This window comes from Caballeronia sp. LjRoot31, from assembly GCF_964253885.1.
In the GTDB taxonomy this organism is placed as follows: domain Bacteria; phylum Pseudomonadota; class Gammaproteobacteria; order Burkholderiales; family Burkholderiaceae; genus Caballeronia.
Genome location: NZ_CAXURX020000003.1, coordinates 1,406,989 through 1,427,055, shown reverse-complemented (window position 1 = coordinate 1,427,055; position 20,067 = coordinate 1,406,989). Strand labels below are relative to the sequence as shown.

Annotated in this window: 18 protein-coding genes and 1 pseudogene; 10 read left to right on the top strand and 9 right to left on the bottom strand. The window is 58.0% G+C overall.

The genetic code is table 11. The features are described from left to right. Positions 1-33 precede the first annotated feature (33 nt). Positions 34-852, bottom strand: a complete 819-nt coding sequence (locus ACSQ8V_RS35055) for an ABC transporter substrate-binding protein (protein WP_436208880.1) — start codon at positions 850-852, stop codon at positions 34-36. A gap of 361 nt (positions 853-1,213) precedes the next feature. On the opposite strand from ACSQ8V_RS35055, the gene ACSQ8V_RS35050 reads away from it, so the two are divergent. From ACSQ8V_RS35050 to ACSQ8V_RS35025, 6 genes are all read left to right on the top strand, one after another. Continuing rightward, positions 1,214-1,507: a co-chaperone GroES gene (locus ACSQ8V_RS35050; protein WP_213762779.1), complete on the top strand. Its 294-nt coding sequence runs from the start codon at positions 1,214-1,216 to the stop codon at positions 1,505-1,507. A gap of 13 nt (positions 1,508-1,520) precedes the next feature. Next, positions 1,521-3,161, top strand: coding sequence for a chaperonin GroEL (gene groL / locus ACSQ8V_RS35045; protein WP_436208879.1), 1,641 nt, complete (start codon positions 1,521-1,523; stop codon positions 3,159-3,161). Positions 3,162-3,364: 203 nt separating this feature from the next. Continuing rightward, positions 3,365-4,312 carry a D-isomer specific 2-hydroxyacid dehydrogenase family protein gene (locus tag ACSQ8V_RS35040; RefSeq protein WP_213762781.1) on the top strand — a complete coding sequence of 316 codons (948 nt, stop codon included), beginning with the start codon at positions 3,365-3,367 and terminating at the stop codon, positions 4,310-4,312. A gap of 160 nt (positions 4,313-4,472) precedes the next feature. Then, positions 4,473-5,252, top strand: coding sequence for an amino acid ABC transporter substrate-binding protein (locus ACSQ8V_RS35035; RefSeq protein WP_213762782.1), 780 nt, complete (start codon positions 4,473-4,475; stop codon positions 5,250-5,252). A gap of 45 nt (positions 5,253-5,297) precedes the next feature. Further along, on the top strand, positions 5,298-5,975 hold the full coding sequence (locus tag ACSQ8V_RS35030; protein WP_213762783.1) for an amino acid ABC transporter permease: 678 nt from the start codon (positions 5,298-5,300) through the stop codon (positions 5,973-5,975). Beyond that, a complete protein-coding gene (locus ACSQ8V_RS35025; RefSeq protein WP_436186484.1) occupies positions 5,975-6,724 on the top strand; it encodes an amino acid ABC transporter ATP-binding protein in 750 nt (249 codons plus the stop codon). Before ACSQ8V_RS35030 ends, ACSQ8V_RS35025 begins: the two co-directional genes overlap by 1 nt. Positions 6,725-7,415: 691 nt before the next feature. Here the strand turns inward: ACSQ8V_RS35025 and ACSQ8V_RS35020 are convergent. From ACSQ8V_RS35020 to ACSQ8V_RS35005, 4 genes are all read right to left on the bottom strand, one after another. Further along, positions 7,416-7,985 (bottom strand): phasin family protein, encoded by a 570-nt coding sequence (locus ACSQ8V_RS35020; RefSeq protein ID WP_436208878.1) that lies wholly within the window; start codon positions 7,983-7,985, stop codon positions 7,416-7,418. 251 nt (positions 7,986-8,236) lie between these two features. Next, positions 8,237-10,030, bottom strand: a complete 1,794-nt coding sequence (locus ACSQ8V_RS35015) for a SulP family inorganic anion transporter (RefSeq protein WP_436208877.1) — start codon at positions 10,028-10,030, stop codon at positions 8,237-8,239. Positions 10,031-10,038: 8 nt separating this feature from the next. After that, a complete protein-coding gene (locus tag ACSQ8V_RS35010) occupies positions 10,039-11,112 on the bottom strand; it encodes a sulfate ABC transporter substrate-binding protein (protein ID WP_436208876.1) in 1,074 nt (357 codons plus the stop codon). A gap of 141 nt (positions 11,113-11,253) precedes the next feature. Next, a complete protein-coding gene (locus tag ACSQ8V_RS35005) occupies positions 11,254-11,634 on the bottom strand; it encodes a hypothetical protein (RefSeq protein WP_213762787.1) in 381 nt (126 codons plus the stop codon). Between the two features lie 488 nt (positions 11,635-12,122). On the opposite strand from ACSQ8V_RS35005, the gene ACSQ8V_RS35000 reads away from it, so the two are divergent. Next, on the top strand, positions 12,123-13,079 hold the full coding sequence (locus tag ACSQ8V_RS35000; RefSeq protein ID WP_436208875.1) for a sulfonate ABC transporter substrate-binding protein: 957 nt from the start codon (positions 12,123-12,125) through the stop codon (positions 13,077-13,079). Between the two features lie 178 nt (positions 13,080-13,257). On the opposite strand, the gene ACSQ8V_RS34995 is transcribed toward ACSQ8V_RS35000, so the two are convergent. Continuing rightward, the gene (locus tag ACSQ8V_RS34995) at positions 13,258-13,683 is read right to left on the bottom strand and encodes a GFA family protein (protein ID WP_213762789.1); all 426 of its coding nucleotides are present in this window, start codon (positions 13,681-13,683) and stop codon (positions 13,258-13,260) included. A gap of 363 nt (positions 13,684-14,046) precedes the next feature. Here ACSQ8V_RS34995 and ACSQ8V_RS34990 point away from each other — a divergent pair, with 363 nt between their 5' ends. The 3 genes and pseudogenes from ACSQ8V_RS34990 to ACSQ8V_RS34980 all read left to right on the top strand — a co-directional run. After that, positions 14,047-14,271, top strand: a complete 225-nt coding sequence (locus ACSQ8V_RS34990; protein ID WP_436186275.1) for a hypothetical protein — start codon at positions 14,047-14,049, stop codon at positions 14,269-14,271. 58 nt (positions 14,272-14,329) lie between these two features. Next, positions 14,330-14,620 carry a hypothetical protein gene (locus ACSQ8V_RS34985; RefSeq protein WP_255631210.1) on the top strand — a complete coding sequence of 97 codons (291 nt, stop codon included), beginning with the start codon at positions 14,330-14,332 and terminating at the stop codon, positions 14,618-14,620. Positions 14,621-14,694: 74 nt separating this feature from the next. Continuing rightward, positions 14,695-14,849 (top strand): annotated as a pseudogene (locus ACSQ8V_RS34980) (aldo/keto reductase); the annotation flags it as partial. 170 nt (positions 14,850-15,019) lie between these two features. Here the strand turns inward: ACSQ8V_RS34980 and ACSQ8V_RS34975 are convergent. From ACSQ8V_RS34975 to ACSQ8V_RS34965, 3 genes are all read right to left on the bottom strand, one after another. Beyond that, a complete protein-coding gene (locus ACSQ8V_RS34975; protein ID WP_436208874.1) occupies positions 15,020-16,993 on the bottom strand; it encodes a beta-galactosidase in 1,974 nt (657 codons plus the stop codon). Between the two features lie 1,246 nt (positions 16,994-18,239). After that, entirely contained in the window at positions 18,240-19,091 is an 852-nt protein-coding gene (locus ACSQ8V_RS34970) for a carbohydrate ABC transporter permease (protein ID WP_436208873.1), read from the bottom strand. A gap of 18 nt (positions 19,092-19,109) precedes the next feature. Continuing rightward, on the bottom strand, positions 19,110-20,015 hold the full coding sequence (locus ACSQ8V_RS34965) for a carbohydrate ABC transporter permease (RefSeq protein ID WP_436208872.1): 906 nt from the start codon (positions 20,013-20,015) through the stop codon (positions 19,110-19,112). Positions 20,016-20,067: the final 52 nt, after the last annotated feature.

Sequence of the window (20,067 nt, the reverse complement as noted above, 5' to 3'; positions counted from 1 at the left end):
CAGTCGAACCGGGCTTGGCCGAACACGCAGCGATCAGCTCTTCTGCGGGTCGCCGATCTTGAACAAACGCGGCAACGGCGCACGGCTTTTCGGCCCGAACCACTGGTCGTAGATGTGGCTCGCGGTGCCGTTTGCTTCGAGGCCCGTCAGCGTGTCATTGACGAAACCCAGCAGCCGCGGCTCGCCCTTCGGGACACCCACGCCCTCATAGTCGTTCGATATGGTGAAAGCCGGGATCTCGTACTTGTCGCGGTCCGGCACGTTGGCGAGCAAGCCGACGAGTTTCGGGCCATCCTGCGTGATTGCCTGGACATTACCCGTTCGCAACGCAGCGAATGCAAAAGGTGTGTCGTCGTAAGCTACGATCGTTGCCCGCGGAAACTGGGCACGAACCTGTTGCTCGTTGGTCGTGCCTTTATCCGCGCCAATGCGCAGGTCGTTCAGTTGATCCGGCGACTTCAGCGTGCCCTTCTTCGCGATGAACTGCGTACCCGACGCGAAGTACGGCGTGCTGAAGTCGACTTCCTTCTTACGTTCGTCGGTGATAGTGAAGTTCGCGAAAACGAGATCCACTTTCTTCGATGTTAGAAATGCAATGCGGTTGGCCGGATTGGTCGGCTGGATTTCAAGCTTGACGCCGAGTTTGTCAGCGACCGCTTTCGCGTAGTCCACGTCAAGTCCGACTATCTTGTTGGTCTTCGGATCGACGAAGCCGAAGGGCGGATTGCTGTCAAAAGTTGCCACGCGAAGTACGCCGGCCTTCTTGATATCGTCGAGGCGATCAGCATGCGCCAGGCTCGACATGATCAGCAGCGACCCCATGAAAGCTGCGGTGAAAAGTTTGATTTTCATTATGTGTTGGTCTGCGCAGTTATAGATAGAGCGAGCACGCACGCGTGCATCACAGCCGGAATGTAGCAGCGAACCGGGCTGTAACGAACCATCGATTCGTGTTGTGCTAAGCGTCAGACGGAATAATCAATACAGGGACAGCTTGAGAGCGTCACAAGCCGTCACAAGCCGCGCCGATGGTCAAGACGTGTCGCGTGACAGGCGTGATGTGTGCTCACGAAGCGCGGCGGCCAAATGCTAAACGCCGATAACGTTTCATGTATTCGTTATTGGATCGCGCCACGACAGATTCCTATACTCGATTCCCGTTAGCACCCGCCTGTGAAGAGTGCTACTCATTCACCATAACGGAAATCCAACCATGAGCCTACGTCCGCTCCACGACCGCGTGATCATCAAGCGCCTTGACCAGGAAACAAAAACCGCATCGGGTATCGTGATTCCCGAAAGCGCCGCCGAAAAACCGGACCAGGGCGAAGTCATTGCCGTCGGCCCCGGTAAGCGTGATAGCGATGGCAAGCGCATCGAGCCTGACCTGAAAGTCGGCGAGCGCGTGCTCTTCGGAAAATACTCGGGCCAGCAGGTCAAGGTCGACGGCAACGAACTGCTCGTGCTGCGCGAAGAAGACATTGTCGCCGTGGTCACCCAACAATAACGGAGCTTCAGAAATGGCAGCCAAAGAAATTGTCTTTAGCGACAACGCACGATCGAAGCTGGTCGAAGGCGTCAACATCCTCGCCAATGCAGTGAAGGTAACGCTTGGGCCCAAAGGCCGTAATGTAGTGCTGGAACGCAGCTTCGGCTCACCGGTCGTGACGAAAGACGGCGTGTCGGTCGCGAAGGAAATCGAGCTGGCCGACAAGCTGCAAAATATCGGCGCGCAACTGGTGAAGGAAGTCGCCTCGCGCACCAGCGACGACGCCGGCGACGGCACCACGACTGCTACCGTGCTGGCACAGGCGATCGTGCGCGAAGGGCTGAAATACGTGGCGGCGGGTCTCAATCCGCTGGACCTGAAGCGCGGCATCGACAAGGCCGTGATTGCCGCTGTCGAAGAACTGAAAAAGATCAGCAAGCCCACCACGACCAGCAAGGAAATCGCCCAGGTCGCGACCATCTCGGCGAACGGCGAGGAATCGATCGGCCAGCGGATCGCAGAAGCGATCGATCGTGTCGGCAAGGAAGGCGTGATCACGGTCGAGGACGGCAAGTCGCTCGACGATGAACTCGATGTGGTTGAAGGACTGCAATTCGATCGCGGCTACCTGTCGCCCTATTTCATCAACGATCAGGATAAACAGGTCGCCGTTCTCGACGATCCATTTGTTCTGCTGCACGACAAGAAGGTATCGAATATCCGCGATCTGCTGCCGGTGCTGGAACTGGTCGCGAAGGCGGGACGGCCGTTGCTGATCATCGCTGAAGATGTCGAGGGCGAGGCTCTTGCGACGCTCGTGGTCAACAACATCCGTGGCATTCTTAAAACGGTGGCGGTTAAGGCGCCGGGCTTTGGCGACCGCCGCAAGGCATTGCTCGAAGACATCGCCATCCTGACCGGCGGCCAGGTGATCGCGGAAGAAACCGGCCTTTCGCTGGAAAAGGCGACGTTGGCAGAACTGGGCCAGGCCAAGCGCATTGAAGTGGGCAAGGAAAACACTATCGTGATCGACGGCGCCGGGGACACGAAGAATATCCAGGCGCGCGTCAAGCAGATCCGCGTGCAGATCGAAGAGGCGAGTTCCGACTACGATCGCGAAAAGCTGCAGGAGCGTGTCGCGAAACTGGCCGGCGGCGTAGCGGTGATCAAGGTGGGCGGGGCAACCGAGATCGAGGTCAAGGAGAAGAAGGACCGTGTTGACGACGCACTGCACGCGACGCGTGCGGCAGTCGAGGAAGGCATTGTGCCGGGTGGCGGCGTCGCGTTGATCCGCGTCAAGCAGGCAATCAGCGGCCTGAAGGGCGCCAACGCAGACCAGGATGCCGGCGTGAAGATCGTGCTGCGCGCATTGGAAGAACCATTGCGCCAGATCGTCACGAATGCGGGCGAAGAAGCAAGCGTGGTCGTCGCGAGGGTCGCCGAGGGTACGGGCAACTTTGGCTACAACGCGCAGACCGGTGAATACGGCGATCTGGTCGAATCGGGCGTGCTCGATCCGACCAAGGTCACGCGCACTGCGCTGCAAAACGCGGCATCGATTGCGGGCTTGCTGCTCACGACCGATGCAACGGTAACCGAAGCGCCGAAAAACGCGGCCCCTGCTGTGCCTAGGGGCGGACCGGGTGCGGGCGGACCGGGCTTCGATTTCTGAGGCTTTCCCATCGCTTTTCCATTGCTTTTCCATTGATAAGCACGTCGGCGCTTACAGGTTCAGACGCTCCGACGTGCCTTCCAGATTCACTACACAGCGCTTTCCCCGGTTCTCCGCTTTCGCAATCTTCTCTTCATGTAGTCCTTATCAATCCTTCCGCTCTCCATGCGCGAGTGTGCCGTCACTTCCCGTTCTGAAAACCCATGGTCACAATAGCCAGCCAGCTCGCCGAACCGTTCAACGATGCAGTGCGGGCACTACTGCCTGATGTTCGCGTAGTAGGTATACCGCGAGGAGTGCCGGCCGAACTGCCCGATGAGGCGTCGATCCTGATCGCCGCGCCGATCATCATACGGGGTGCACGGGCGCCGGAGCATGCCCCCGCCGGGTGGCCATTCGGGCTGCGCTGGGTGCAACTCGGTTCATCGGGGATCGACTTTTATCCGCGCTGGTTCTTCGAGGGTCTGTCAGTTACCACTGCACGCGGCACCTCTTCAACAGCGATTGCCGAATTCGCGTTGGCGGCAATCTTTGCCCACGCGAAACACCTGCCGGACATATGGATTCACGACGCCCGGCAATGGGCGTTGACGCCACTCGCAACAGTGCAAGGCAGCACGGTTGGCATATTCGGTTTTGGTTCGATTGGCCAGGCACTTGCGCAGAAAGCGCTCGCGCTCGGCGCTCGGGTCATTGCAGTGCGGCGTCAAAGTTCTACCGCGCCGGACCTGCCGGGCGTCACGCTTGTTCCCGATATCGGCGCACTCGTGCAAGAAGCCGACCATCTCGTACTCGCGGCGCCGGCTACGGCAGCAACCCGCCATATCGTCAATCGGGAGTTACTTGCACGGGCGAAGCCGGGACTGCACGTCATCAATGTCGCGCGCGGTTCGCTGATCGACAACGAGGCGTTGCTTGAGGCCCTTGCCGACGGTCGTATTGATGCGGCATCGCTCGATGTGACCGAGCCTGAGCCGCTGCCGGCTGGGCATCCGTTCTATACACATCCGCGCATTCACCTCTCGCCACACACGTCAGCGATCGGCCCACACAATGCTGCCGAGCTAGCCCGCAAGTTCGCGCGCAATTTCAGCGCCTTTACTCACGGTGCGTCGCTGGAAGATCTTGTCGATATCCATCGGGGCTACTAGACAAACGATCCATGCCGCCTTTATTCGATCCAGGCATAACCTTCGACGTCAATATGCTTTGTGGAACCAAACACCCCTTGTTACAGTCCCGCCGAAGGCTTTCGGCTTCGCTCATTGAACCCGAAATAGCAATTAATAAACCCCTGAGGAGTCACCCATCATGAAAATTTTCCAAATCTTGCTGCTTGCCGGCATCGTTCAGTTGACTGCTATATCAACTGCCTTCGCAGCCGACGATCTGGCAAGCATCAAGAGCGCCGGTGTCATCAAGATCGGCACCGAAGGGACTTACGCGCCCTTCACCTACCATGATGCGTCGGGACAGCTGACAGGCTTCGACGTGGAAATCGGCCAGGCCATTGCAAAGCGCATAGGCGTTAAACCGGAATTTGTTGAAGGCAAGTGGGACGGTCTGATTGCCGGGCTCGATGCAAACCGCTACGACGCCGTCATCAACGAGGTTGCAATCACCGACGCCCGCAAGGCCAAGTACGATTTCTCGCAGCCCTATATTGCATCCCATGCAGCGCTGATCGTACGCTCGGATAACACGACAATCAAAAACTTCGATGATCTGAAAGGCAAGAAGTCAGCCAATACCCTGACCAGCAACTTCGGCAAGATCGCCAAGGATCACGGCGCAGACGTGGTGGGTGTGCAGGGCTTCAACGAATCAATTGATCTGCTGACGTCTGGCCGCGTTGATGCGACAGTGAACGACAGTCTCTCCTTCCTCGACTTCAAGAAACATAAGCCGGACGCGAAAGTGAAGATCGCAGCAATCGACAATTCGGCTGACAGCGAGTATTCCGGGGTCATCATCCAGAAGGGCAATCCGCAGCTTCTGGCCGCCATCGATAAAGCGCTTTCCGAGATTAAAGCAGACGGTACCTACAAGCAAATCTCGGAGAAATACTTCGGTAAGGACGTATCGAAGTAGCATTGCGGTCAGCATTTCCCATACCCATTTTTAGAGGTCCGAAATATGCCAGCCTGGCTCCACTTGATGGTTGAGTCCCTCTGGCCACTCCTGTATGCAGGACTCGTGTTCACGGTGCCGCTCACCATCGCGTCGTTTGCACTCGGCTTGACACTGGCATTTGCAGTCGCACTCGTGCGACTGTTCGGACCGCGTTGGGCTGTCAAGATTGCACAGTTTTACGTATGGCTGATCCGGGGCTCACCGCTGCTGGTGCAACTCTTCGTGATTTTCTACGGCCTGCCCAACGTCGGCATCGTGCTGGACCCGCTCACCGCGGCAATTATCGGCTTCTCGTTGAACGTGGGCGCCTACAACTCGGAAGTGATCCGGGGCGTAGTCGAATCGATTCCCAACGGACAATGGGAAGCCGCGTATTCCATGGGCATGACGCGCTCACAAGCACTGCGGCGGACAATCTTGCCGCAGGCTGCACGCGTCGCCCTGCCCGCATTGGCGAATTCGTTCATTGCGCTTATCAAGGACACGTCGCTTGCTGCAGTGCTCACCGTACCCGAGATCTTCCAGGCGGCTCAGCGGATTGCTTCGGTAACTTATGAACCGCTTATCTTGTATACGGAAGCGGCACTGATCTATCTGGTGTTTAGTTCCGTGTTGTCCTCGGCCCAGGTTCAACTCGAAAGAAGACTTGGCCAACATGCACTCTTCAAGAGAGGTCAATGATGATTGCCCTCGATAAAATCCAGAAATCTTTCGGCACGCATCAAGTGCTCAAGTCGGTCGACCTCACCCTCGCGCAGGGTACGGTCACGGCACTGATCGGGCAATCGGGCAGCGGCAAGAGCACGCTCCTGCGTTGCGTGAACCTGCTTGAAGTTCCCGAAGCCGGATCCCTCACGCTGGGGGACGAACGAATCGAATTCAGCAGCTCAGAGAAACCGTCTCGCGATTCGGTCCTCAGAATACGCCGCAAGACCGGAATGGTGTTCCAGAGCTTTCAGTTATTCCCGCACCGGACGGTGATACAGAACGTGATGGAGGGTCTGGTCACCGTGCAGCGATGGGACAAGGAGCGTGCGCGGGCACGAGCAGGCGCGCTGCTGGAGAAGGTAGGTATCTCGCAGAAGGCCGATGCCTGGCCTGCCACGCTCTCCGGTGGGCAACAGCAGCGGGTAGCAATTGCACGAGCGCTGGCGCCCTCGCCGGATATTCTTCTATGCGATGAACCGACCTCTGCGCTCGATCCAGGACTCGCGGCCGAAGTGATCGACGTGTTGAGCCAACTCGCGAAAGAAGGAATGACGATGCTGTTTGCTACGCATGATTTACGTCTGGCCGCGTCGATTGCTCGCGAGGTTGTTTTTCTCAGCGCTGGCAGCGTGATCGAATCGGGCTTGGCAGATGACATCTTCAATCGGCCGAAGAAGCCGGAAACTGCGAGTTTCGTTTCGGTTCTCAACCGGCAAATGTGATTGCGGGGACGCCCGCTGTGAGTCGTGGTGGGGGTTTTTTGGTTGCGTCGTGGTTGGGGGTCTATCTGGGGGGTGCTGGGGTTAGCGGTCGGGGGCGATGTCGGGGTGGTCGGTTCTGGGTTAGCGGTCGGGGTTAGTGCCGGGTTGCTGCTTTCAGCGTTAGCGGTCTGCGAGAGTCGGATTTTCTCTTTATCACTATTAGCCACTGTGCGTGGCGGCACGTCATTTCTTTGTCCAAAGCGACAAAGAAACGAAGCAAAGAAAACGCTTTAACCGCTCTACCCTAAGTGTCCACAGCGTGCAGTTTTCATTCATAGGTGCCCCAAAAGCACGGTGCTCGCCAGAGCCACGGATGTGTGAAACCCTCCTTCTCCGAACACGGATACCCACACGCTTCGCCACCAGTGATTGAACCTGCCCAAGGGACACCCCGCGCTATCCGCGGACAACCTCCCTCCAAATTTGGACGCGCCTCGGACCTTGTGGCCAATCGATAGCGCGACGTATACCGCATAGTGCGGTCGCCCGGTTGCAACTGAGAACGTGCAGGGATTCTTATGGATTTGGGCCGTTCAGGCTTCATCGGAAACAGCCGACAGCGACGAGCATGGCAAGCAGTCAGCCCTTCGCAACCGACCGGCACGAACGTCCGGTCGGTACGGCACAGCGCGGTACGCCGTGGGTTGCCGCGTCAGGCGACCTTGGCGGCTCGCGACGCGGGCGCGGCGGTGTCCTTCGCGGCCTTCGACGCGGCTGTCGTCGCTGCGTCGAAACTGCTTTCGGCAATTTCGACGGCCTGCTTCGTTGCCTTGTGGACCGTGTCGTACGTGGTATTGGCAGCGGTGATCGTCGACTTCAGCAAGGCCACGGCAGTTTCCGAGCCGGCCGGCGCGTTCTTTGTAAGATCGTCGATAAAGGTCTGCGCGCTCTGGCTGTATTCGGCAAGCTGCGCTTCGGCGACCTTGAGGAATTCAGCCTGAGTGCCCGTCAGAATCTCATACACGTGACGGCTATATGCCTGGGCCTTTTCGGTGGCCGGCTGGGTCAGGCCGTTTTGAAGCTTGAGCAAATCCTGCGGGTCTTTCCCGGACAGCGTCTTCTGCGCGGTTTCCTGCGTTTCCGCAAATATTGACTTCGCGGCCTGCAAGTTCAGGAGGGTCAGCTTTTCGACGCCTTCGAACACCTTGTTTGTCAGGCTGAAGAATGTGTCGACATGGCTTTTTTGCACTACGGCGAACTGTTCCGGAGAAAACTGGGTCATCTCTATGCTCCTGGGTAGACAGACACTGACGGGCACTGGCGGCTAATTCGAAACATGATGCGAGCGTGGTGCGTCGCAACATGAAGCCCATTCTTCGTGCCACGAGTAAGGATGTCAAATGACATATTCGTGATAGCAAATATGGCGAGCGACCCTGACTCAAGCAGTGCGACGGCTAAGACCCATGACGATCGTACAGCGCCAGCTCGTGCCGCCTTTAGGTGGGAGAGATATCTCATCTCCGATACGATTCAGACCAGGTAATACAGGCGATCATCCTCTTGTACGGGAGTCTGCTCTACGCCATGCTGCGCGCAATGGGCACACGTATTCGCATCGGCAATCAGGCTGTATGCGTAACGCACTGCACGCAGCGTCGCCGAATAGCGCTCGTCCTCTTCAGGGAAGAAACGCTCCGGCGGATACCATTCGGAGAACTTCAGGTTGACGAGCGCTGCCAACAGCTCAGGGCGCAGTCCCGCAAGCAAAATAATCCGGCCGTTGTTTTGACTTTCGCGCAGAAAATGCTCTAGCTTTTCTATACATACCACGTCTGGATTACGCACCCGCTTGAGCCGCAGGACGACGTGATGGATCCCGCGAGCCTCGACTTGCGCATTGATCGTTTCGAAGTGACGATCCAGCTCCAGTGCAGCGCCGAAGAACAACTCGCCTTCCAGGTCATACACCGCGACAGACGTACATTCCGGGTCGCCCGGCAATCGTTCTCGCACCACCCGCTCCGGACTAACGAACAATTCAGTCGCTTTCAATTTGGCCGCGCGCGGCACGAACAGCACAATGGACACAGCTACACCAACGAGAATGGCGAACTCGACGCCAATCACAAGCGCCGACAATGCCGTAATCAACACAAGCCCCGCGTCGTAACGAGACGCTCGAAGTGCATAGCGGATCCGTTCGAAGTCAATCAGCCGGAACGCCGTAACAAGCAAAAGACCCGCCAGGGACGCCTTGGGAATGTAGCGTGTCAACGGAGCCAGAAGCAGCACTGCCGCAGCGACGATCACCGCCGTGATCACGCCAGAGAACCGTGTGGCTGCACCCGCCTGGTAATTGATGGCAGAACGCGAAAGGGAACCCGAGCCCGGCAAACACCGGAAAAAGCCGCCCACCAGGTTGGCGAGTCCTTCAGCCATGCACTGGCGGTTATAGTCCAGCGGCTGACCGCTCCGATGCGCAATCGATTTGGCAATCGAGAGCGCCTCGAGTAAGCCAAGGAACGCGATTGCAACCGCCGACGACGAGAGCTGCCCAAGCCAGGACCACTTGATCTCAGGGATATGCGGCTCGGGCAGGCTGGCCTTCAACGCACCGATCACCGAAATCGCCGTCTTGCCTCCTGCCCCTGGCGTCGACCATCCCAGGGCATAAGCAGAAAGGCTCATCACAAGCAGCACCAGGAACATATCGAATTGCGGCAGCTTGTAGCGACGCGCGGCTTGGCGCAGCGAGAGTGCAAGAGCAACGGTGACAGCACTGATCGCGAGGGCTTTAAGGTTCACTGGATCGCCGTGAACAACGGTCAGCCACAAGCGGTAAAGCACGTGCTGATGGCCAGACCCTTTCTCACGCACGCCAAGCGCATTGCCGATCTGCCCGACTGCCAGAAGCACGGCCGCGCCCGCCATGAAACCCAGGATCACGGATTCGGAAATGTACCGCGTGAGGTCGCCTAGACGGAACACCGCTATCGCTATTTGAATAATGCCGACCATCACGCCGAGCAGGAACATGGCTTCGTAGATGTCAGCGCTTGCATTCGGATCCAGGAACGCGAGCGCGCTGAATACCACGAGGGAAATGGCGCTGGTCGGTCCATTGATCAGGTGCGACGACGATCCGAAGATTGACGCAACAAGCGTCACTACCACGGCAGAGTACAAGCCAAAACGCGGATCGACGCCGGCAATCAGCGCATACGCCATGCCTTGCGGCAAGGATATAGCGGCAACTGTCAGGCCTGCCACCAGATCACGGCGACCCTTTTGCGTTGTGTAGTTGAATTGACTTATCAGTTTCATGCTGAGTTTCATGCCCCACCCTTCTGGATTGCGACGGCGGCGTTTTCGTCAGCCGACGTGCCGGCAGGGCCGATAACCATATCGAGGATCCCGTTCTCATCGAAGAACTTGTGATTGGCGTCGTCCCAACTTTTAGCTATGTCGGTCACATTGAAAAGCTTGATAGGCCTTAACCGGTTAGCGTATTTGCCGGCAATCGCCGCGTTGAAGGGCCGATACCCCGCTTGCGCCACGATCTCCTGCGCAGAATCAGTGAAGAGGTAGTCGAGATAGGCTCGTGCGTAGCGCTCGCTGTGGTGCCGGGCGACGTTCCGGTCAACCCACGCAACGTAGGGCTCGGCAAGAATGCTGACCGGCGGGTAGACAATCTCGAGTTCGCCCGGCGTGTCGGCAAGCTCGCGTATTGCTTCGTTTTCCCAGGTAAGTTGAACGTCCCCCACCTTCTCGACAACGAAGGTCGTCGCCGCGCCGCGAGCACCGCTGTCGAGGCGCGTGGTGTGGCGGTACAGGGCCGCGAGATAGGCTTGGGCGGCAGCATCGGAACCGCCCCGCGTCGTCGTGGCGCCCCACGCAGCCAGCGCACTGAGCTTCCCGTTGCCTGACGTTCGCGGGTCCGGTGTAATTACCTCGACGCCGGGTTTCACCAGATCGGGCCAATCATGAATGCCTCTCGGATTGCCGCGACGAACCACGAAAACAATGGTCGAGTAGTAGGGCTGGGAATGATGCGGCAGGCGGTCTTGCCAACCATCGGCAATCAGGCCGCGCTTGCGAAGAGCGTCTATATCGGTAAACAGACCTAGCGTCACCACGTCCGCGTCTTGTTGACCGTCAATGACAGAACGCGCTTGCCGCGAAGAGCCTCCATGCGATTGTTTCACCTGCAGGCGAACGCCATTTTCACGCTGATAGTTGGCGACGAACTGCTGATCGAGTCGAACGTATAGCTCGCGGGTCGGATCGTACGAAACATTCAGTATCTGGCGATCGACGTCGCCCTGGACATTTTTGACACCGATCAGCGTGACCGCAACCGCGACGGCCACTACCGCGCCAACGCTCAACCAGGGGATGCGCTTCATGGGTGGCTCTCAAAGCGGTGAAAGTACGTCGCCACGCAAAACGGAAAATCGTGGGCACCAGGGCACATTCGGCAAAGGCAAAGAACGACTGCTATGGTGGATATCGACCGGCATTTTGGGCAGATATACGCAAGCGCCCCATCAGCGCGCCGGTCCGGGTTCGCTATGCGTCAAGAGGCTCAGCGATGTCCATCCAGCCCCGCGAGCCGGACAAAATACCGGCACGAGCACACTGCCGGTGTTGCCATCCTGGCTTACGCTGTCGGCGTCGTCTATATAGGTGCAATCGTCCCCGGCCTTGAGACTGAAGGAAACAGTGCGGTCATCGGCAGCCCGATAAACCGCGTAGTCAGGTGCTCTGGCGTCATTCGAAATAACGACGTGGCGTGCAGCGGCAAAACTGGTCTCTCTTGTCGATTGAGTCTTCCAGCTTGCCTCGACGCAAACCAGAAAAATGGCAATGCCAACCACCCAAAGTGATGTCCGCGACAGGCTCTCGGGAGACGGCGATACGTGGGACATCGGACAGCGCTCCAGACCAAGTTTGCTTCAAAGCAACGCCCGGCAGCCTGGGATGCCGCCTTGCAAGACGGAAAGCCGCGGGGCACTGGCGGATTAACCCCGGGTCGGTAGCGCAGGGCATTCTCATGATGATTGTGGCAAAACACACTGCCTGCCAAGACTATGAGAGCAAGGCGCAAAAAGCAGAAATAATTTAATTTCATTTGAAATTCACAAAGTGGCGCGGATCGATAACCGGTAGCGCCGCTGCCCGGGAATGGCCGAGGAACTAGCGCGATCAAAAGGGCCATATGCATATTTCAATTGCATCGTTGTGGTTGCCGGCGCTGCGTTCTATCGTTGCGCGAAATCTGACTTGGCTCATTTCGGCGAATCCCGCCGCTGCGTCTGTGTGAAGCATGCGATACGACACAACGTGCGTATCGCACATCGCTCCTCGCCTTAGCCGTGCGCCGCCTCGATGAGCGACCACTACGGGACGCTTGGCAATGAATAACTCGAAACAACGAGGACGCAGGACTTTTATCGCTGCGCTTGGCGCAACCATGGCAGGCGTTGCACTGCCTTCGTGGGCCACATACCAGCCAGACCAGTTCAGAATCGGTTACCAAAAGGCGGCCAGTACGCTGGTGCTCCTGAAAGCGCATGGCGCGCTCGAGAAACGACTCGCGCCGCTTGGTGTCAAGGTGTCCTGGAACGAGTTTCCCGCGGGTCCGCAATTGCTTGAAGGGTTGAATGTAGGGGCGATCGACTTCAGCTATGTTGGAGAGGCGCCGCCGGTATTTGCCCAGGCTGCGGGCGCGGATTTTGTCTATACCGCGTACGAGCTTCCCACGCCGCACGCCGAAGGGGTAGTCGTCGTGCAAGACTCTCCGATCAAAAGCGTCGCTGATCTCAAGGGCAAAAAGATCGCGTTCAACAAGGGCTCGGACGTCCACTGGTTCATCGTTGCGCTGCTGCGCAAGAACGGTCTCGACTTTCCGGATATCCAGCCTGTCTATCTGGCGCCGGCCGACGCCCGCGCTGCGCTGGAACAGCACGCGGTTGACGCCTGGGCCATCTGGGATCCGTTTCTTGCCGCCGTGGAAGGACAAAGCAACGCGCGTCTCATTGCAGACGCACAAGGCGTAGCCAGCCATCACCAGTTCTTTTTAAGTCAGCGCGAGTTCGCACAAAAGCGCAAGGATGTGATTGCAATCGCTCTGGAAGAACTGGGCAAGGAAGGACAATGGGTGAAGCAGAATTTCCCCGCCGCCGCGGCTCAGCTTGCGCCCATTCAGGGCCTCGATGCCGCGATCATAGAGTCAGGCTTGCGCCACTATGCTCACGTGTACAAACCGATAGATGACAATGTGCTTGCCGAACAGCAACGGATCGCCGATACCTTCTACGAACTGAAGCTGATTCCCCGCAAGATTGTTACGAAGGAAGCGGTTCTGGCTTAGGCCGGCGCGCGGCATACAGGACGCACGCCAAAGCCTTCAACGTAACTCACGTAACTCTAAGCCCGGTGCCTCCAACGCATCGCGCAATCGCACTGAGCGGCTTCAATCATCGACATGAAGAGCGTGCACGCGTTCGCAGCGTGCACTCGCGCCGCATGAACCCGCACCGTACGCCGTATTAGCCGAATTCATCGTACTGCGGTAATTGGTCGGTTATGGAATACCACGGCGCCTTGGACCCCACAAAAATGTGTGCGCTTGGGCGAATAGCCGGAGTGTCGCTGAGCGTTCCTAAAGTGACGTGAACGAACTCGCCCTCACGAACCACCGAAAACATAAGGCTTCCGCAGATCTTGCAATGGACATCGTGAGCCGCGTTCTCGTCACCGAAAATCAACAGGTCGGCTTGCCCTTGCGTTATGCCTAACTTGTTACGCTCGATCCCCGCGAATGACTTGAACGCTGAACCGGTTGCGCGCCTGCAGTTCGAACAGTGGCAGTTCAACGCATAGACGAACTCGTCCTTCACTGCATAGTGGACTGCGCCGCAAAGGCATCTGCCTGCAAGCAACGAATTCACGTTTGTCTCTATGAAAGAATTCATGCTGACGAACTGAATATCAAAGTTCTGATTGGCTGGATCGCATCAACTTTCGCTCACACTGGAAAATGTTAGCGCCGGCAGTCATTTTAGTGCCTTTTCCGCGATGTTTATCGAGAGCTCGCTCATCCGGCCCGCTGCAGCGCACGCCTGTTGTCATGGCCACCGCGTCGGACATGCTACGCAGTGGTCACCGCGTCTGGCTTACGTTCCAACAACGACTGGAAGGCCGACGAAAGGGCTCAACAAGAGAGCATCCACGCCTGCAGGCGATCCGGCGTACGGAGGGCCCCACCGGCAACTGTTCGCCGTCACCGGGCAGCGCACGGCCGTGCCGGCGCGAAAGATCCGGCCAAGGCGCGCAACATGAAGAACGTTGAGCTGACGCTGCGAGTAATCGGGATCGGAGAGAAGCCGGTGTTTCAATGGAGAATGAAAGCGCCGGTCGATAGTAAACAATCGCGTTCTGCCAGCACGAGCCCGAGGCGTTCTGCTCATGGCACGCTGCCTGTGACACAATCATTCCGTGTCGGCAAGCTCATCGCTTTCTTACGATTGGTATTATCTGCCGCCATGACAGGTTTCAATTGAAAATCCCGAATGCAACGCGTCTTTTTGCGCATTCGGCCGCCCCTCACCTCGCTGCGCCATGCCAGAAAATAAACAGAAATCTGAACCCGATACTCCGTCGAACCCGGAGCGGATCAGCGCCGCCCCGCGAAAGCGGCGGCGCTGGCAACCGTCGAATGCGCTCCGCAGCAGCCTGATGGTGCTAGTCGGTTTTGTCTCCTTCGTTATTGTCTCGGGCATTGTTCTATACAAACCGATCATGTACGGCGACATGATCGAGAACTTCGGGATAGTCATGATGCTGACCGTTCCGGTGATTGCGGCCGTCGCGTTCCGCGTGGGTCTCGATTCCTGGCTGGATGCGGAGTAACCCGAGTCGGCAAGTCCCCTCGCTCAGGCCGGTTCGTCCATTTCCATCCGACACCGAATCGGGCGCATGCGCTTACCGAAGCGCAATGGGACAGCTACGGCGAAGCACTGAAGTTGCACTCCGCCCCGAGGACGAAACGCTTGTCGATGGCCTTGTCGCACCGGGGCACGCGTCGACACCGGGCTACACCGATCCCGGGTACCCGGCCAAAGGGCGACGAGCCGCTTGAAGTCAATGCACTGATCCGCGTCACGCTCGAAGCGGCGGCCAACCCGTCAAGACCTGCTCAACGAGTTCGCGATTCGCGACGCGTATTTGTTGCGTCCGCGACGGCCTGCGGACGTCGTTGCGCTGCCCCCCTTTCGGAACGCGTTCAGCGACGTCACGTCAATCGCCAGCTTAGTTGGTCTGCGCGTCCTTCCACGCGCAGACATCGCCGGTTGTGAGCTGCCGCTGCCCGAGCACAAACGTCGCATTGAGCGATGCGGGAGCTTGCACTTGCTGTTCGCCGAAGTTGAACGCGAAAGTCAGATCGCCTCGGCGACGAACGCGCAAGCCGTCGGCCAGCAGTTGAGTCTTAATGCCGGCCTCTTTCGCCACCCGCTCCAGCACCGCGCGATGCAATTCATGCGACAGCCACGCCGCCACATATCGGACCCTTCCGTGACTCAGCACGGTCGGCCATGTGTCGTCGAACTGCGCATCGACACGCGTGTCGCCGTTGGCGCGAACATGCTCGCGCCAATGCGTTGCAACACCGTGTGTATCACCGAAAGAAAGTGCGGGCGTGAGCGTCGGGCGCAGCGTCTCGACTTCCAGCACCTGCATCGGCAATACTTTTTGCAACGCGCCGGGTGGCAAGCCGGAAGGAATCGTGAATTCGGCTGTCTTCGAACCGCTCCTCGGACCGAATATCCATTGCGCAGAACTCTTCTCTATCTGTCCGACGAGCGTTTCGTCGATTACAGCAATGCTTGGAACGACCACCAACCGGTATGGCGATAGATCAGCCTTACTTGAAACAATATCGACGTCCAGGCCGAGTTCACGCAGTGCCTCGTAGTAGTCGAACACCAACATCTGGTAGTCGAAAGTTTTGCCGTGACGCTGAATCTCGAACATCCATTGCGTCTCATAGTCGAACACAATCGCGGTGCTCGCACGCGTCGGTGCGCCGAGTTCCGACAGTGCCGCCGATGCCGCAATTTCGCGGGCCGCCTGCTGCACTTCGAGACCGCCCGGCGACAGTTCGTTATTCGGCAGGTTGAGTCCCGAATGCATCTGTTCCTGCGCAAACGGGCACTGACGCCAACGGAAATACGACACCAGTTCCGCGCCGTGCGCGAACGCCTCATAAGCCCACAGCCTGACCATACCTTTGGCCGGCACCGGATTCCACGACGCCCAGTTCACCGGTCCCGCCTGCTGCTCCATCACCCAGAATCGTCCACCGCCTATCGCCCGATAACGGTCGTGGTCGAACGCGGAGACATCGGGATGCGCGGTCCGTGCGTAACGCGCTTTCTGCTCTTCAGGCAGCGCGATCGACTCAGTGCGTGCGATCGGATAGCTATCCCATGCAGCCACGTCGATCGCGTTGTCTTCAGCGAAACGGTAATGATCGAAGGTCGTGAAAAAGCCCATGAAGTTATGCAGCAAATCGGCATTGGGCGCGTGCTGCCGCAGCACCTCGATCTGCTCGCGATGAAAACTCGCTACCTCGTCGGACATGAAGCGACGGAAGTCGAGCAGATGGATTGGATTGGCATCGGTCGGCGTCAGGTTCGGCAAACCGATTGCATCGAACGACGGATACTCCATGCTCCAGAACACATTGCCCCACGCTTCGTTGAGCGCATTCACGCTCTCGTAGCGAAGCTTCAACCACGCGTGAAAGCGCTTCAGTGCGGCGGGGGAATAGCTGGGTACTGTGTCGTGACATCCGAGTTCGTTATCGGTCTGCCAGGCGATAATGGAGGGATGCCGCCCATAGCGCTCGGCCATTGCGGTGACAAAACGCACGCACTCACGCCGATATATCTCGCTGGAAATATCGTAGTGACGACGCGAGCCGAAGTTCCAGCGCACGCCATCCGCACGCACTGGCAACACCTCTGGATGCGCGTCGATCAGCCACTTGGGCGGTGATGCGGTCGGTGTACCCAGCACGAGTTTCAGCCCTGCAGCCGCTAGAGTCTCGATGGCTTCGTCGAGCCACGCCCACGCGAATTCTCCGGCGCGCGGCTCCATCCGGCTCCATGCGAATTCCGCAATCCGCACATGCGTGATGCCGAGTTCGGCCATACGTGTTGCATCGTCGGCCCACATTGAACGGGGCCATTGTTCCGGGTAATAACACACACCAAGTTGCATGGAAGGTCTCGTTAAGAGGTTGATGAGAAATTGGTTTTCGTTCGCACTTGAGTTGGAGGGGCGGTGTTGGTGGTTGGGGGTTATGTTGGGGTGGGCGGGGTGGGCGGTTCTGGGGTTAGTGGTCGGGGTTGATGCCGGGGTGGTCGGTTCTGGGGTTAGTGGTCGGGGTCAGTGCCGGGTTGCTAGGTTCTGGGGTTAGTGGTCGGGGTCTATGCCGGGTTGCTGCTTTCAGTGTTAGTGGTCTGCGAGAGTCGGATTTTCTCTTTATCACTATTAGCCACTGTGCGTGGCGGCACGTCATTTCTTTGTCCAAAGCGACAAAGAAACGAAGCAAAGAAAGCGCTTTCAACCACGCTACCCTAAGTGTCCACAGCGTGCAGTTTTGATTCATAGGTGCCCCAAAAGCACGGTGCTCGCCAGAGCCACCGATGTGTGAACCCCTCCTTCTCCGAACACCGATACCCACACGCTTCGCCACCAGTGATTGAACCTGCCCAAGGAGCACCCCGCGCTATCCGCGGACAACCTCCCTCCAAATTTGTCTGCACGCCGAACCTCGTAGCCAACCCGCCAAGTAACAAGGCCCCAACAATGCGTAAGGCCGTAACCGACGAAAATAGCGGTGCAGGCCGCGTAGCCAACTCACCAAAGACTGAGGCAATAAATACGCGTCACGTCGAGCTGTTACGGATCAAGCTGTGACCTACGAAATAAGGGGAATCGATCAAGCAGCCAACCCACAAAAAAACGAAGCATGCAGAACGCGTGAGGCCGTACCGGTCCCTTCGCCACACGTGCTTGCCCGAGAGCGTACGGGGCGAAGCGTGTTCGTGTCAGGATTCGCGAGAAGGAGGGGTTCAAACATCCGTGGTTCTGGCGAGCACCGTGCTTTTGGGGCACCTATGAATGAAAACTGCACGCTGTGGACACTTAGGGTAGAGCGGTTAAAGCGCTTTCTTTGCTTCGTTTCTTTGTCGCTTTGGACAAAGAAATGACGTGCCGCCACGCACAGTGGCTAATAGTGATAAAGAGAAAATCCAACTCTTGCAGACCACTAACGCCGAAAGCACCAACCCAGCACTGACCCCGACCGCGAACCCCAGAACCGACCACCCCAGCATAGACCCCGACCAACCCCAGAACCTGACACCTCAGCATCACCCCCAACCACTAACCAACAATCGACCACCAAGCGCCGCCGAACCAATTCCGTAACCCCCTAAGCGTCAGCGATCACAAGCTCAACTCACCCCTTACTAGCCCCAAAAGTCAGCCCAGCAACGAAATGCTTTTGCATCGCAAAAAACATCAGCACCGACGGTAATGCGGCCAGCACCGACCCAGCGGCAACCAGGTTCCACGCAGTCGTCCACTGCCCCTTGAGCGCAGCGACGCCCACGGTGATTGGCGCGGCCTCATCGCCTTGCGTAAGGCATAGCGCCCAGAAATAGTCGTTCCAGACAAACGTGAACACAAGAATGCCAAGCGCGGCGAGCGCAGGCCGGATCAGCGGCAGCACAATGCGCAGGTAGATGGTCCATTCGCTCGCCCCCTCCACGCGCGCCGCCTCGATCAACTCGAACGGCAACTGCTTGATGAAATTACGCAGGAACAGCGTGCAAAAACCGGTCTGAAACGACACATGAAAAATCACCAGCGCCCACACGGTATTGAACAGCCCTACTTTCAACGCCATGTCGCGTACCGGAATCATCAGGATCTGGATAGGTACGAAGTTGCCGGCGACGAACGCGAACAACACGGCGGTATTACCCGGGAACTTGTAGATAGCCAAAGCAAAACCCGCCATCGAAGCCAGCACGATCGCACCGATCACCGACGGCACCGTGATCAGCACGCTATTGGCGAAGTAATGCAGCATCGGCGTTTGCGTAAGCGCCGTGCCGTAGTTTTCAATCAACGCGAAATGCTTCGGCCAGCCCCAATAATCGCCTTGCGACAACTCCTCCGAAGAACGTATGGACGTGACGAGCACGGCGAGCATAGGCAGCAGCCATATCAGAAGCGCGATTGGCAACGAGGCTTTGTACAGCCTGCGGTTAAGCGGTTTCCAGCGTTCGACAGGAAGCGGATACATGACACGTAACTCCTGGAATCAGCGTTCTTCGCGCAGCATGCGGCGCAGATGGAACACGATATAGACGAGCATGATGGCGAACAGCACGACTGCAATCGCCGCGGAATACCCTTCGCGGTAATACTTGATCGCCTGGTCGTACATGTAATAGGCGAGCACGGTGGAACTGTCGAACGGCCCTCCGCCGCTCATCACGGCAATCAGGTCGAAGCTGCGCAGCGCACCGATCACAGTGAGCACCACGGCCATGAAGGTAGCGGGCCGCAATTGCGGAAGGATCACATGCCATAGCAGCGCTACGCCCTTCGCGCCTTCCATGCGCGCCGCCTCGACCACTTCCGGATTGATGGCCGTCAGACCCGTCAAGTACAGCACCATGCAGAACGGCGTCTGCGGCCACAGCGCGGCGAAGATGATACCGAGCGTCACCGTGTGCGGATCGCCAAGTACAGGAATGCCGTGGCCGACAATCAAACGCAACAAGCCAAAGCCCGGGTCATAAAACCAGCTGAACACGAGACCCACCACCACGCCTGACAGCACGAACGGCGCGAAGAACAGTGACTTCACAATGCGCATGCCACGAACATGCTGGTTCAGATACAACGCGAACAGCAGACCGAACGGCGGCGCAAGCAGGAACAGCGCGAGCCAGATCAGGTTGTTCTTGAGCGCCGTGTAGAACGTGTCCGAGTGGAACAGTTCGATGTAGTTATCGAAGCCGGCGAATGTCTTCGGCGTCATCCCGTCCCAGTTATAAAAACTGAGGGAAATGCTGCTGATGATCGGATACACCACGCACAGGCAAAACAACGCACAGCCCGGCAGCAGGAAGAAAAACGCGGCGCGGTGCTGATGACGGCGTGTAGTAGAGACGTGCCGGCGCCGAGCCGCAGGTATGCGACGCGCTACGGAATCAGACATGATCGGGCCTCGTCAGGGATCGTTGACGAGCGCCAGCGGTTGATACAACCTG